The 13,683-nt window shown below is 62.3% G+C and carries 12 protein-coding genes and 1 tRNA gene; 11 read left to right on the top strand and 2 right to left on the bottom strand.

Annotated elements, in window-relative coordinates; genetic code table 11:
- The first annotated feature begins 32 nt into the window (after positions 1–32).
- From LDN75_RS13140 to LDN75_RS13125, 4 genes are read left to right on the top strand one after another with little or no spacing between them, the layout of a single operon-like run.
- A complete protein-coding gene (locus tag LDN75_RS13140) occupies positions 33–1,796 on the top strand; it encodes a flavin reductase (RefSeq protein ID WP_223932744.1) in 1,764 nt (587 codons plus the stop codon).
- Positions 1,797–1,812: 16 nt separating this feature from the next.
- On the top strand, positions 1,813–3,390 hold the full coding sequence (locus tag LDN75_RS13135) for an NAD(P)/FAD-dependent oxidoreductase (RefSeq protein ID WP_223932743.1): 1,578 nt from the start codon (positions 1,813–1,815) through the stop codon (positions 3,388–3,390).
- 28 nt (positions 3,391–3,418) lie between these two features.
- Positions 3,419–4,231, top strand: a complete 813-nt coding sequence (locus LDN75_RS13130; RefSeq protein WP_223932742.1) for a cyclase family protein — start codon at positions 3,419–3,421, stop codon at positions 4,229–4,231.
- On the top strand, positions 4,228–5,904 hold the full coding sequence (locus LDN75_RS13125) for a thiamine pyrophosphate-binding protein (RefSeq protein WP_223932741.1): 1,677 nt from the start codon (positions 4,228–4,230) through the stop codon (positions 5,902–5,904). The genes LDN75_RS13130 and LDN75_RS13125 overlap by 4 nt, the downstream gene beginning before the upstream one ends.
- A gap of 279 nt (positions 5,905–6,183) precedes the next feature.
- On the opposite strand, the gene LDN75_RS13120 is transcribed toward LDN75_RS13125, so the two are convergent.
- Positions 6,184–6,324, bottom strand: coding sequence for a hypothetical protein (locus LDN75_RS13120; RefSeq protein ID WP_223932740.1), 141 nt, complete (start codon positions 6,322–6,324; stop codon positions 6,184–6,186).
- A 319-nt stretch (positions 6,325–6,643) separates the two neighbouring features.
- Between LDN75_RS13120 and LDN75_RS13115 the strand changes: the two genes are divergently transcribed.
- The 4 genes from LDN75_RS13115 (at position 6,644) to LDN75_RS13100 (ending at position 8,378) form a co-directional block, all read left to right on the top strand.
- Positions 6,644–7,063: a nuclear transport factor 2 family protein gene (locus tag LDN75_RS13115; RefSeq protein ID WP_223932739.1), complete on the top strand. Its 420-nt coding sequence runs from the start codon at positions 6,644–6,646 to the stop codon at positions 7,061–7,063.
- Positions 7,064–7,079: 16 nt separating this feature from the next.
- Positions 7,080–7,892, top strand: coding sequence for an MBL fold metallo-hydrolase (locus tag LDN75_RS13110; RefSeq protein ID WP_223932738.1), 813 nt, complete (start codon positions 7,080–7,082; stop codon positions 7,890–7,892).
- A gap of 111 nt (positions 7,893–8,003) precedes the next feature.
- Positions 8,004–8,303 carry a DUF4193 domain-containing protein gene (locus tag LDN75_RS13105; RefSeq protein ID WP_223932737.1) on the top strand — a complete coding sequence of 100 codons (300 nt, stop codon included), beginning with the start codon at positions 8,004–8,006 and terminating at the stop codon, positions 8,301–8,303.
- A 2-nt stretch (positions 8,304–8,305) separates the two neighbouring features.
- Positions 8,306–8,378 (top strand) — tRNA-Lys (locus LDN75_RS13100).
- A gap of 111 nt (positions 8,379–8,489) precedes the next feature.
- Here LDN75_RS13100 and LDN75_RS13095 read toward each other — a convergent pair.
- On the bottom strand, positions 8,490–8,801 hold the full coding sequence (locus LDN75_RS13095) for a pyrimidine/purine nucleoside phosphorylase (protein ID WP_223932736.1): 312 nt from the start codon (positions 8,799–8,801) through the stop codon (positions 8,490–8,492).
- Between the two features lie 157 nt (positions 8,802–8,958).
- On the opposite strand from LDN75_RS13095, the gene LDN75_RS13090 reads away from it, so the two are divergent.
- The 3 genes from LDN75_RS13090 to LDN75_RS13080 all read left to right on the top strand — a co-directional run bounded on the left by LDN75_RS13090 (position 8,959) and on the right by LDN75_RS13080 (position 13,657).
- On the top strand, positions 8,959–10,524 hold the full coding sequence (locus tag LDN75_RS13090) for a helix-turn-helix domain-containing protein (protein WP_223932735.1): 1,566 nt from the start codon (positions 8,959–8,961) through the stop codon (positions 10,522–10,524).
- Positions 10,525–10,642: 118 nt separating this feature from the next.
- Positions 10,643–12,010, top strand: coding sequence for an MFS transporter (locus LDN75_RS13085; protein WP_223932734.1), 1,368 nt, complete (start codon positions 10,643–10,645; stop codon positions 12,008–12,010).
- Between the two features lie 387 nt (positions 12,011–12,397).
- Positions 12,398–13,657, top strand: a complete 1,260-nt coding sequence (locus LDN75_RS13080; protein WP_223932733.1) for an MFS transporter — start codon at positions 12,398–12,400, stop codon at positions 13,655–13,657.
- Positions 13,658–13,683 lie beyond the last annotated feature (26 nt).

The raw sequence follows: 13,683 nt of genomic DNA, 5'->3' as shown, positions 1-13,683 counted from the left end.
TGGCAACAACGTTCCACGAAGGAAAACCAGACATGCGAAAGATCGCAATCATCGGAGCCGGTGAAGCCGGCGCCCAACTGGCCTTGGGCCTGCAGCGGGAGGGGTACCAGATCACCCTGTTCTCGGACCGTTCAGCCGCCCAAATCCGGACTGGCAAAGTCATGTCCAGCCAATGCATGTTCCCAACGGCCCTTGCCGCCGAAGCGCAGCTCAGTTCAGCCCTTACCAGGCTTTACGACGGTGACGACGTGCCCGGGATCAACTCGATCCGACTGCGTGTCGAGGACGAAACCGGCGCAGAGGCCATCGAGTGGGAGGCACCCCTTGAAGGGACCGCCCACTCGGTGGACCAGCGGATAAAGAGCGCGGCTTGGATAGAGGCCTTCGTGGCTGGCGGCGGTGATTTTCGTATAGAGAAAGTCACGCCGCGCATGCTGGAGGAACTATCACGTGACTACGAGTTGGTGATCGTCAGCACCGGCAAGGGAGAGGTAGCCCAGATCTTCCCGAAGGACAGGTCCAAGTCCCCGTTCGATCGGCCGCAAAGAGTCCTCGCCCTGAACTATGTCTCGGTTGAGGGGGCCTCACTCGATACACCCGCCACCAAGGCGACCGATCAGCCCAGTGACAGCATCCGCATGTCCGTAGTCCCGGGCGTCGGGGAATTCTTCACCTTTCCCGGGCTCACTGTCTCCGGGCCGTGCCAAATGATGGTCTTTGAAGGGGCAGTGGGCGGCCCGATGGATAACTGGACCGATGTTGCAAGCCCGGAGGAACAACTCGCCCGGTCCCTGGAAATCCTGGAAGAGCACTTTCCCCACGAGGCGAAGAATTTCGCCAACGCAAGGCTCACGGATGAGGGCGCAACGCTGCTTGGCCGGATCACCCCCACTGTCCGCTCAGCCGTGGGCGAGCTCGGCAATGGCAACCTTGTCTTCGGCCTGGGCGACGCCGTGCTGCTCAACGATCCCCTAACCGGCCAAGGGTCCAATAACGCGACATTGGCTGCCAAGTACTACCTGGATTCCATCGTCCGGCGCGGCCAGCAGCGCTTCGACAAGCAGTGGATGGAACGCACCTTTGACGAGTTTTGGCGGGGCTGGGGTCAGTGGGCCGTGGCGTGGACGAACGACATGCTCAAACCCCGCCGGGAACACCAACAGGTTGTCCTGGCCGAGGCGGCGGACCACCCCGCGCTGGCCGCGAGCGTCGCCGGAGGATTCGATGATCCCCGCACGTTCTACCCGTGGTGGTTCGATCCCGCTGCGGCAGCCGAGTTTGTGCAGGCACGCAAGGACGAAGATTCTGCCGCATTTGATCTGAGGGATTTCAGGGGCGCCCTGGGACAATTCGCCACGGGCGTCACGGTCGTTACCACCCTCGGAGCCGACGGACGGAAAGTGGGAATGACGGCCAATTCCTTCACGTCGGTTTCGATGGAACCACCGTTGGTGCTGTGGTGCCCCAGCAAACGGGCCCCGAGCCTGGTGGACTTCGAGGACGCTACGCACTTCGCCATCAACATCCTGGCAAGTGACCAGCACGTCCTCTCCCGCCAGTTCGCAACGCCCGCCACAGACAAGTTCGCCGGCGCGGAAACCACTGAGGGAATTGCCGGAATTCCATTGCTGGACGGCGCTGTGGCCACGTTCCAGTGCCGGACTGTCTCACGGCACGACGCCGGCGACCATGTCATCTACGTCGGCGAGGTGGAAAAGTACGAGAATGCTGGAGGAGCTCCCTTGGTGTTCCACAGCGGCAAGTACCACGCCGCGACCAACCACCCGGACTTCTGAGATGACGGTGCCCTCCATGACGGACTCGACCGAGATTGCAATCATTGGTTCGGGGATCAACTCCTTGGCAGCCGCTGCGGAGCTTGCGATGGCTGGCAAGCGTGTCTGCCTGATTGAACGTGCCGATAGGCTGGGCGGCTTCATCCATTCAGCGGAACGGACGCTGCCAGGGTTCATCCACGATTCCTTTTCCTCCTGGCATCCCCTGTTCGTTTCAGGAGGCGCCTACCAGGCTTTGGGAAGCGAGCTGCATGCTAGGGGACTGGAATACTGCAATTCCGACGGCGCGGTAACGGCAAGCGTCGCAGCCGATCCAAAGACTCGGCAACACAGGGTGGTGGTGGCCCACCGCGATCCAGCGGTCACTGCATCGGCTTTGCAGGCAAACGGGGATGAAGGCGCGTACCTGGCGATGCTGGAGGACCTCGGCCGCAATGCCGGAACCATCTTCGGTGCCTTCGGCGCGGAACTGCGGTCTTTCAGGGAGGTCCTGACGATCGCCGCGGGCGCCCTGCGGCGGGGAAAGGTCAAACGCACCGAAGCGTTCGTCCGCGATTCCGTGATGAGTGGCCGCAACTACCTCCGCAGCCGCTTTGACGGTTGGCAAACCGATCAGCTGTGGTCCCCTTGGCTCCTCCATGCCGGCCTCGGCCCGGACCAGGCGACCGGCGGCGTCATGCTTCCGGTCATGGCCCTAAGCATGCATGGCTTTGGCCTCCCCGTGGTGAAAGGCGGCGCCTCGAACTTTGTTGCAGCTTTCGAGGCACTCCTGAGGGATAAAGGCGTCCGGATCATGCTGGATACAGAAGCCGAGGAAATCCTGGTCGACTCCAAGGGTGCAACAGGCGTAAAAACCTCCAACGGACTGGTCACGGCACGGACCGTCCTGGCAAACGTGTCACCCCAGGCCCTGTATTCCAAGCTGTTGCGCCAGCCGCCAGCCGGGTTGGCCGACGCAGCGGCACGCTATCAAAATGGCCGCGGGGCAATGCAGATCCACCTGGCCCTGGACAAGCCAGTCCAATGGCTGGATCCCCGTTTGGACTCCGTGCCCCTGATTCACTTGAGCAACGGTTCGGACAGTACCGGCATTGCGTGCGCGCAAGCAGAGGCGGGGCTGTTGCCTACGGAACCTACCGTCGTCGTCGGGCAGCAGTGCGTCCTGGATCCTTCCCGGGCTCCAGCAGGCAAAGCGACACTGTGGCTGCAGCTGCAGGAAGTGCCGTTCGCACCAGTGGCGGACGCCGCAGGGGCGCTCGCCGTGAACGGTGGTTGGACGCAGGAACTCAAGGAACAGTACATGGAGCGTGTCCTGGCAAGGCTCGAGCAGTTCGCACCGGGCACCAGGGCCTCCGTTCTGGCCTGGGACATCCTGGCACCGACCGATCTTGCCGCGGAAAATCCCAATGCTGTCAACGGCGATCCCTACGGCGGATCCGCGGAACTCTTCCAGAACCTCCTGTGGAGGCCCTTCCCCCAGGCCGCGAACCACAAAACCCCGGTCAAGGGCTTGTGGCACATCGGCGCGTCCACCCACCCCGGCCCCGGGCTTTCCGGCGGATCGGGGCATCTGGTGGCCCAAAAACTGAAATGAACCCACACATCAATCCGACAGGAGAACAATGTCTGTTCTAAATGAGCTCACCGCAGCCTTGTCATCCGGCGCCATCGACGTCGTCGACCTCACCACGCCGCTTAGCGGTGACACACCCATTTTGAATCTTCCCCAACCCCTCGCCAATACGGTTGGACTTTCGCTGACCCCCGTGAGCAATTTTGACGACGCCGGACCCGCCTGGGCGTGGAACGACGTCACCGTGGGCGAGCACGCCGGGACGCACCTGGACGCTCCCGTCCACTGGATCACCGGCAAGGACGGGAAGTCCGTTGACCGGATCGAACCGCACCGCCTGGTGGGGCCTGCAGTCGTCATCGACAAGACCACAGAAGCCGCCCAGGATCCTGACTTCCTGCTGGAGCCCGAACACTTCGAGCTGTGGCAGCAGGAGCATGGGCCCTTCCCGGAAAACTGCTGGGTCATCTTCCGGACCGGCTGGTCCGCCCGCGGCGGTAACGCTGCGGACTTCATGAATGCGGACGACGCCGGTCCCCACACACCCGGGGTATCGGCGGCAGGCGCCAAATGGCTTGCCGGAAACGCCTCCATCAGTGGCTTCGGCGTGGAAACCGTCGGTATCGACGCCGGCCAGGCCGCCACACTCGATCCCATGTTCCCCGTGCATTCCTTCCTCCTGGGCGCTGACAAATATGGTGTGACATCGCTCCGGAACGTTGATCGCCTCCCCGTCACGGGCGCGACCCTGGTGGTGGCACCCCTGCCGATCGTGGGTGGAACCGGCAGCCCCAGCCGCGTATATGCCTTGGTTGACAGCTCAGCAAGCGCATCAAGCACGGCATCGGAGCCGGGCGCATGAGCGGGGAAGCAAGGGTCTCCACCCTGGTCGGTCAGACATTGGTGAAGCTAGGAGTCGGGCACGTCTTCGGTGTGGTGGGCAGCGGCAACTTCGACGTCACCAATACGTTGATGCAGGCCGGAATTCCATACACCGCAGCCCGCCATGAGGGCGGCGCTGCTACCATGGCCGACGCCTACTCCAGGATGTCCGGCAAGGTGGGCGTGGTGACCACGCACCAAGGCTGCGGACTGACCAACGCGATCACCGGCGTCGGAGAGGCTGCAAAAAGCCGCACACCCATGATCGTGCTGACGGCCGATACGCAAGCGGCTGCCATCCGGTCCAACTTCAAGATTGACCAGGACGCCCTGGCGCGCAGCGTTGGCGCCGTGGCGGAGCGGATCCACTCCCCCGAAACGGCCATCGCGGATACGGTCAGGGCTTTCCGAACAGCCGTGAACGAACGCAGGACCGTGGTCCTCAGCCTGCCATTGGATGTCCAAAGCGGCACCGCCGCAGATACGGTGAGTACCGTCGTCGCGCCTGTTCCAGCCCGGGTTCGTGCGGACACCAACGCGGTGAACCAACTGGTGGAACTGATCGCAAATGCGAAACGTCCCGTATTCGTCGCGGGCCGCGGCGGCAGGGGCGCCCGCGATTCCATCCTGGCCTTGGCCCGGCATGCCGGGGCGCTGGTGGCGACCTCGGCCGTTGCCAACGGACTGTTCAATGGCGATTCCCATAATTTGGGCATTTCCGGCGGCTTTTCATCTCCGTTGACTGCGGAGCTCATCACGTCGGCTGACCTCATCGTCGGATGGGGTTGCACCCTTAATATGTGGACCATGCGCCATGGCCGGCTGATCTCTGCCGGAACAAAAGTAGTCCAGATCGACGTCGAAGACTCCTCCTTGGGCGCCAACAGAGCGATCGCGCTGGGCGTGCTGGGTGATTCCGCCCTCACAGCGGACGACGCCCTGGAAGTCCTCCAGTCGATCCAGCCGGCCGCGGCAGAAAAGTACCGCACCGAGCAGAACGCCCTCGCCATCAAACAGAGTTCACGCTGGCGGGACGTGGAGACTCCGGACCTCAGCACTGCGACGTCCATCGATCCCCGTGTGATCAGCCGGGAACTGGACTCGATCCTTCCCGCAGACAGGATCGTCGCAGTGGATTCGGGGAACTTCATGGGGTATCCCAGCCAGTATCTGGCGGTGCCGGACGAGTTCGGATTCTGCTTTACGCAAGCGTTCCAGGCCATTGGCATCGGCCTTTACACGGCAATCGGTGCTGCAGTAGCGCAGCCACACCGGTTGCCCGTGCTAGGCGCCGGTGATGGCGGCTTCCTGATGGGTATCAGCGAACTGGAGACGGCCGTACGGCTCAAGCTGCCGCTGGTTTGCATCGTCTACAACGATGCCGCGTACGGCGCTGAGGTACATCACTTCGCTGAGCACCACGTCCAGGACGAACTGGGCAGTGTGTCGTTCCCGGAGACCGATATTGCGGCCATCGCCAGGGGCTTTGGAGCCGACGGCGTCACTGTACGCACGCTTGAAGACCTGCAGCCAGTACGGGAATGGGTTGCTGCCTTCCGCGATGGCGGGCAGGACCGGCCCTTGGTGATCGATGCCAAGATCGCCTCTGACGGCGGCTCCTGGTGGCTGGCGGAGGCCTTCCAGGGACACTGATCTCCGGGGTGGAGAGCTGGGAAAGGGTTGTGGCGCGATGCTGCCCCAACCCTTTCCCGACTATTTAAGCTCCCGCTTGCTAAAGGGATGCGGCTGGTACCGGAGGTGATCCGACGATGGACAGTGCATAATCATGGGCCTTCGGACCCAATAATTTGTGAAGCATATTGAAGTGCTCCTGTGCGGCAAGTCCATGCCAATTTTCAGGCTGGTATTCTCCGGGAGCTCGCGGCCGTGCCCGCGGAGCGCTGTACGCGACGGGTTTTGGTGGTAGTGCGGCTAAATGAAATTCAGGCCGGCCCACGGGGTGGCAACCGGCGTTGTCCCTTCGAACACCGAGCGGAACTCTTCATCGAGCAGAGCGCGCATGGTCAGGTCCTGTGAATTTTCCTTGATCTCTTCAAAGCGTGAACCAGACATCTTTGTCTCCTAGTAAGCGCATGGGGAGCGGGACCACCACTCGTGGCGCTCCAGCATGCTTCCAGACACAATTTTATATCGAGAATATGACGCTCGTAAATAGATCGACATATATTTCTACTTCTGCCAAGAGTCCCTTCTTCGGGACAACATTATGCAGGCCAAAAAAGCGCCCCAGACCGCCTGAATCACCAGCGGTAGCAGAGGGGCTGGAGTGGCGACCTGATTGAGCGTAAATTGGCGCCAGGTCCGGGCCCTCTTCACGGCGGGTCCGGGAGTGGGCTGAAAGTGACATTCAGTGAGCGGAAGGAAATCAAGATTGAGTGAAGTCATAGACCGGCTCTTGGTGGCGATGAACGCCCACGACCTCGAAGCGGTTGCAGCCCTGTTTCACGAGGACTACCACAGCGAGCAGCCTGCCCACCCCGGCCGGACGTTTGTAGGCAGGGGGCAGATGCACGCGAACTGGGCGGCGATGTTCGCTGGAATCCCTGACTTCCGGACAGAATTGATCCGTTCAGTCGACGACGGGAACACCACGTGGACGGAATGGTCATGGACCGGCAAGAGGGCTGACGGGGAACCCTTCCAGGCGCGCGGGGTGACCCTCTTCGAAATAGATCACGGCCTGATCACGTCGGGCAGGCTGTACATGGAAGAGGTTGAACGGGACGTGGTGGGGATCGAGCAAGCGGTCGAAAATCTATCCGGACGTCGCCCGGATTCCTCCGGGACCTGAGCCAGGGAGGACCACCATGCTGATCTGTGCAACCTGCGCCGTCGAACGCGACGAACCCGTGCCGGAGTTCTGCCCGATTTGTACGGACGAGCGCCAGTACGTTCCCGCGGACGGACAGAAGTGGCACACGCTGGAAGAGCTGGCGCAGGCTGGACATCAGTTATTGCTGGAGGAAAACGAGCCGGGACTGATCGGCATAAGAGCTGCGCCGAAAATCGGGATCGGCCAGACCTCCCAACTTGTGGTGACACCAGAGGGTTCGCTGCTGTGGGATCCCGTCGGCTTCGTCGATGAGACCACGGTGAAGGCCATCCTCGAGCGAGGCCCGGTTTTGGCTGTCGCCGCGAGTCATCCACACATGTTCGGCGCGCAGGTGGAATGGTCGCATCGGCTCGGTGGCGTCCCTGTGCTTGCGGCGGAAGCCGACCGTCGATGGGTGGGACGCAGTGATCCAGTCATCTCCTACTGGTCCGGCAGCAGAACTATCGCCGAAGGGCTGGTACTGCACCAGACCGGCGGCCACTTCCCAGGCAGCGCGGTGGCGCACTGGACTGCAGGAGCCGGCGGCAAAGGGGTCCTGCTGTCAGGTGACAGCGTGTTTCCCAATCCAGACCGTCGCTCCGTGGCTTTCATGCGCAGCTACCCGAATCATCTTCCACTTTCGGGGGCGGTCGCGTTGCGGGTCGCCGCACAGCTGGGAGAGCTTACATTCGACAGGATCTACGGCAACTTCAACAACGTGATCGCATCCCGAGCCAAAGTCGTTCTGCAGGATTCGGCTCGACGACATGCTGCCTGGACCCGAGGAGACTACGACCAACTGACGTGAACGGGTAACCGGAATGACTGGCCGGCCAGCCTGGGAATACCTGTCGACGATGCACAGTTAAAACTGCGCCGACGATGAAACTGGCCATATGTTGAGGAGGTAGCAACGAACATGGCAACCGATTACGACACTCCCCGGACCCTGCCCGACGACGAACAGGGTCTCCCTCTCGAGGGGCTATCCCCCACCAAGGGTTCGCCCGGTGCGGAAGCCATCGACGTGGACGAAGTGGACCTCGCCGATACCTTCGAACTTCCTGGCGCCGACCTCTCCCGGGAGGAACTCCTGGTTGAGATCATCCCAGTACAGGACGACGAATTCACGTGCATGTCCTGCTTCCTGGTCCACCACCGTAGTCAGTTGGCAAGGGAAAAAGACGGTCAAAAATACTGCACGGAGTGTGAAGGCTAAAGGCATCCGTAGCTCAGTGGTCAGAGCAGGGGACTTTTAATCCTCGGGTCGTGGGTTCGAACCCCACCGGATGCACTCTGGTCGACGGCTAGGTTGCCGGACTGGGTCCGGCAACCGCGGCATCGTTTGGCGAGGCGTGTCCCAACAACACAGGGAAGTCCCGGGCCCTGTCCGACTGCAAGGAGGTTACATGTCCAGATGGCCGAGGAACTCACCTGTATAGGGGCAGAGGTACGCGACGGTATCTTTCACGCGAACCGTAAAGTCGGTACCGCCCGGAACCTCGAACCTTTCGCCTTCCTTGTAAGTCGTCCACTCCCCCCGGCCTGCGGGCTGCTGCACGTCCCAGGTTCCGCGCACCAGGTGCATCCACTCCTTGACCGGCGCCTCAAACCTCCACTCACCCGGCTCCATCACCCCGACGGTGAAGTTGCCCTGCTCATTCTTGAATTCGAGGCTGCGCACTTGTCCCTCAAAGTATTCGTTCTGGCCAATCATGGAATGCTCCATTCGTGTTGACGGTCTTCGGCGCGCTGTTGCGGCCTACTGCGAATCACAGTATTGAAGCTCCTCCGCCCAAGCCATCGCCGGAGCGTACTCTTTGCTGAGTAAATAGTGGCCGCCGCGTACAGTACGACGGCGGTAACATGAGGGCATGGCACTTGATGGACAGACGTTCACGGTCACTAAGCTGATCGCGACCAATGGACTCGGGCTGACGATGGCCCACGAAGGCAGGGCAGGTCAACGACCAGCCGGCATCCCACTGGCCCTTGAGCGCAAGGGCCCCATTCCGGGCCTGCGCGGCGGGGAACTGGTCCTCACCAGTGGACTGCACCTTGGCTCGGACTGGGGCGCCTGGGAAGCGTTCCTTTCGGAAGCCATGGGCGCTGGCGCCTCCGGGTTCATCATCGGGCTCGGGTCCGGGGCAGCATTCGAGACGCTCCCTTCGCAGGTGCTTAGCCTTGCCAACGAGCATGATGTGCCGCTGCTGACTGCCGACTTCGCCGACATGGGACGGATTGCTCACTCCATTACAGCCCTGGTCTCGGATGCCCAGCGGGAGGCCCTGAGACGACCCCTCGATCTGCAGATGGAAATTACCGCAATCGTGACCCGCGGCGGCTCCGTCGGGGACCTGCTGTCCGGCTGGCAACAACGAACCGATGAGCCAGTAGCTGTTTTCGACCGGCTCGGGCGGGCCATGGCCCGAAGCTCGACGTTCCCATCGAGCCTGCTGGCTCCGCTGGGCGAACGCCTCGCCAGTCATCAAGCGCCCCGGCTTGGTGAGCAACTCCGGCTGTCCGCGTCCACGTTGACAGCACAGCCGGACAATGCAACCGGGGAGGCGGAGGCCACGGTCGAGATTTCCCCCTTTGCCGGCAACGACACCGTACGCGGCTACTGCGTCCGGATTCCCTCGGGCCGCGAGACGGCTGAGCTAGCCGCGCCGGCGCTCCGGTCCCTCCTGGCACTCGAATTCGAACGCCTGTGGTTCCTCGACGAGTCGGCACGTCGGAAACGAGCCGAACGGTTTGCGCGCCTTTTGACGCTCACGGAGCCGGGAGGCGCGCGGACATTCCTGCGGAGCCTTGGGATCGATCCAGGCCCACTCCGTGGCGTAGCCATCGAAGCAAGAAATGAGACACACGCCGAAGTGCTCATCGACGACCTCGCTGTGGTGCTCGCCGCGCCCTTTATCCGGCACCGCCACCGCGTCGTCGAGTGCCTGGCAACAGTGGACCCCCGCCAGGCGCTTGCCGACTACGGCCTGGACGTCCCAACGGGGATCGGCACCTCCGGCGCCCCTGAACACTCCGTCCGGAGCATAAGGCAAGCCACCCTGGCCTTGGAGACCAGCCGTCGGGCCGGCACGCCAATCGAGTATGTCGACGGAGCCTCGCACGAGTTCCTGATCAACGCGGCCCCTTCCGACTACCTGGAATCGTTCTCCACCGCCGTCCTTGCCCCGATCGAGAACTCACGAGGAGGTGAAGCCCTCCTCCGCACCTTGCACACCTGGCTTCTCGAACGTCGATCCATCGAAGCAACAGCCGAACGCATGGGCGTCCACCGGCATACGGTTCGGAACCGGATGCAACGGATCGTCCAGATCACAGGGCACGATCTTGACGGCATCGATGCTCAGACCGAGCTCTGGCTCGCCCTCAAGGCCCGGGGCTTCCGCGACAGCGCTGATACTTCACCACTAGGTCCATAACGATAAGTTCAGGTTCGCCACTGGGGCCATATTCCGGTGCGGGGTTAGCTGCCATGATGGTCGTCACATCCATGCGGATCCACCGCACAGACCCGGTATTCAAACGAGGAACGCCATCATGCCCACAACCCTTGTCACCACCGATTCCGTCCCCCGGTCCATGCTCCGCCGAGTCGTCATAGCCAGCGGGCTTGGAACCTTACTGGAGTACTTCGATTACGCCAGCTATAGCTACCTCGCAACTACCATCGCCATGGTCTTCTTCCCCCCGGAAGACCGCGCTGTTGCACTGATGAGTACCTTCGCGGTGTTCGCGCTCTCCTTCCTGGTTCGCCCGCTGGGCGCTTTCGTCTGGGGCAGCCTGGGCGACAAAATCGGGCGCAAGAGCATCCTCGCCACCACTATCATCCTCATGTCCGGAGCGACTTTCCTCATCGGGTTCATTCCGAGCTATGGCATGATCGGCGTTTCTGCACCGATCCTGCTCCTCTTGCTCCGCATGACGCAGAGTTTCTCTGCCTCCGGGGAGTACGCCGGCGCGGGCACTTTCGTTGCCGAGTATGCCCCCGCCGCCAAACGCGGACTGCTTACCAGCGTTGTACCCATCGCAGCAGCTGCTGGCTTCCTGGCGGCATCACTCATGGCCACCGTCCTCTACGCAAGCACGTCGCCGGAGTTCATGCAGGAGTGGGGCTGGAGGATTCCGTTCCTCGTGGCAGGCCCGCTCGGCATTGTTGGCCTCTGGCTCCGGCTGCGCCTGGAAGACACCCCTCAGTTCCGCCGGGTGCTTGAACTCGAAAAGAAGCAACGCGAGATCCTTGTCGATCAGCACCCGGCCACGAGCCGTTGGTCCGAGACGCGCAAGAGCCTGCCGTCGATGTTCAAGGCACTGCTCGTCATGTCACTCAACGCCGGCGCCTACTACCTTCTGCTCAGCTACACGCCCTCTTTCCTCATCGAGGAAGCAGGTATGAGCGAAGCAAACGCGACTCTGGTGGTCACCATTGGCTTGCTGGCACACATCATCTTCATCCCCCTCGCCGCCCGTCTCTCCGACCGCATCGGCCGTAAGCGCACCCTGATGATCTCGAGCATCGCTTTCATCCTCTTGAGCTACCCGATCATGACGCTGCTCTCCTTCGGCGGAGTGGTCCTCGCCTCGGCCGTCCTTGTTGCGTCGCTGATGTTCTTCGCAATGAACGACGCGGTCTTCCCGTCGTTCTTCACCGAGTTGTTCGGCACCCGCTCGCGCTACCTCGGGTTCGCGCTGCCCTTCAACGTCGGCGCCATGCTTTTCGGAGGCGTCGCACCGCTCATCGGCACATGGCTGATAGCCACCACCGGCAACGCGAGCTCGCCGGCGTTCTTCCTGATGGGCATCGGCGTACTCTCGCTGGCCGGGCTGCTGATGAGCGCAGAGACAGCACGTCGCCCCCTGGCCGACGAGCAAGCTGGGGTGCGGAAGCACTCCGTCCCATCGATCTAGGGCCGTGAAGCCGAAAAGCTCTCCCGTTTAGCAGCAGCACTGGGCCGTACAGCACTTGCAGCAGTGTTGTGCGGCCCTCACGGCGGAACGTTCAGGCCCGACCGGCACACGATGGGAAATCGTTGGCCGGTGGGTGAATCCACTGTCTTCCAAGTTCCGTCGTCGCCGCGTTCATTCTTGTGGTCGGCACCGGGCGAGTCAGGGACGGCCAGGACCAGCCTTGCTTGAACCCACTGCTCCGCGTACGATCGTACACATAGCGTTCGGGATGCCGTAACGTCTCCCCTTCTCGTTGTCGTCCGTTTCTGAAGCAGGCCGATAGGCCACGTCAAGACATCGCCAGGGTTACACGAGGACGTTCCACAGTCTTGATCCGGAAGGATTTCCATGCCGCCCTGCCTCCTCAAGCCTCAGCGCGCACTTGTCCGTGCCCGGTGGGGCGTGTTCGGCACGTTTGCCGTAGTCGGGTTCCTTTCGGCAATCTGGCTTGTCAATATTCCGGACATCCAAGAGCGGACCGGGACATCCCATGCCGTTCTCGGCGGACTCATCCTTCTTCTTGGACTCGGCGCACTGGTGTCAATGCAGTTCACCGGTATCCTCATTCGCAAGATCGGTAGCCGGGCCAGTTCCTTGTTGGGACTCGGATTCCTGGTCGTCACCGTGAACCTGCCGGGCATGGCCACCGATGCGGTCTCCCTGGGTGCCGCCCTGTTCATCTTTGGCCTCGGCCACGGAATCACCGATGTGGCGATGAATCAGCATGCGGTCGTTGTGGAACGAGGATACAGCCGGCCGATTATGTCCGCTTTCCATGCCTTCTATTCCTTGGGCGGCGCTGTCGGGGCCGTTGCCGCAGCGGCCGGGCAATCCTCCGGCCTGGACCTGGCGTGGATTCTCTTCCTTGCTTGCCTCGTAGGTGCGGCAGGCGCAGCATTCTCTGCGCCCAGGCTGCTGTCCACCGCAACCGAACTCCGGCTCGAAGCCGGAGCCGGTCCTGACCCTGTAAACGAAGATGCATCACAAGGCACTGTTTTGCCGGATCGCAATCGGCGTAGGATCGTTGCCCTCGCCGTCATGGCGTTCCTGATACTGCTTTCGGAAGGGGCAGCCAACGATTGGAGCGCGCTCCAGACTGTCGAGTGTCTCAATGAGTCCGAGGCTGCGGCCGCCTTGGCCTATGGTGCATTCGCGTCGGCCATGACGGTTGGTCGGCTGCTCGCCGACCGGGCGGCGCATGCGCTGGGGCCTGTCCGGGTGATTCGCTACGGTTCCCTTATGGCCGGAGCCGGGATGCTGGCTGTCGTCACATCGACGCTCTATCCGCTCTCGATCATCGGATGGCTACTGTTCGGCCTGGGACTTTCAGGGATCATTCCGCAGATCTACACGGCAGCGGGCGCCGCAGGACGGGACGATTCCGGCAAGACGCTCGCGCGGGTGGTTAGCTGCGGGTACGTGGGACTGCTTGCAGGCCCGGCCATTATTGGCTGGCTGGGTGGAATGGTTGGGCTGACGCTGGCGTTCATCTTGCCCTTGCTGTTTTGCGCCTTCGGAGTCATCCTCGCGAAGGCTGTGGCTCCCGCGAGTGACGAAGTAGCACCCGAGCACATGCACAACATCCAGGCGTCCAGTTCGGAACGCTAGACGGCGGCCGGGAGCTGCGGCGGTCG

The organism is Arthrobacter sp. StoSoilB5, assembly GCF_019977235.1.
Lineage (GTDB): Bacteria > Actinomycetota > Actinomycetes > Actinomycetales > Micrococcaceae > Arthrobacter.
This window is presented reverse-complemented; position numbering and strand designations above follow the sequence as displayed.

Excerpts from the sequence above, each read along its gene's own strand:
- LDN75_RS13140 (WP_223932744.1), top strand. The coding sequence starts at position 33 with ATGCGAAAGATCGCAATCATCGGAGCCGGTGAAGCCGGCGCCCAACTG.
- LDN75_RS13135 (WP_223932743.1), top strand. The coding sequence starts at position 1,813 with ATGACGGACTCGACCGAGATTGCAATCATTGGTTCGGGGATCAACTCC.
- LDN75_RS13130 (WP_223932742.1), top strand. The coding sequence starts at position 3,419 with ATGTCTGTTCTAAATGAGCTCACCGCAGCCTTGTCATCCGGCGCCATC.
- LDN75_RS13125 (WP_223932741.1), top strand. The coding sequence starts at position 4,228 with ATGAGCGGGGAAGCAAGGGTCTCCACCCTGGTCGGTCAGACATTGGTG.
- LDN75_RS13120 (WP_223932740.1), bottom strand. The coding sequence starts at position 6,324 with ATGTCTGGTTCACGCTTTGAAGAGATCAAGGAAAATTCACAGGACCTG.
- LDN75_RS13110 (WP_223932738.1), top strand. The coding sequence starts at position 7,080 with ATGCTGATCTGTGCAACCTGCGCCGTCGAACGCGACGAACCCGTGCCG.
- LDN75_RS13105 (WP_223932737.1), top strand. The coding sequence starts at position 8,004 with ATGGCAACCGATTACGACACTCCCCGGACCCTGCCCGACGACGAACAG.
- LDN75_RS13095 (WP_223932736.1), bottom strand. The coding sequence starts at position 8,801 with ATGATTGGCCAGAACGAATACTTTGAGGGACAAGTGCGCAGCCTCGAA.
- LDN75_RS13090 (WP_223932735.1), top strand. The coding sequence starts at position 8,959 with ATGGCACTTGATGGACAGACGTTCACGGTCACTAAGCTGATCGCGACC.
- LDN75_RS13085 (WP_223932734.1), top strand. The coding sequence starts at position 10,643 with ATGCCCACAACCCTTGTCACCACCGATTCCGTCCCCCGGTCCATGCTC.
- LDN75_RS13080 (WP_223932733.1), top strand. The coding sequence starts at position 12,398 with ATGCCGCCCTGCCTCCTCAAGCCTCAGCGCGCACTTGTCCGTGCCCGG.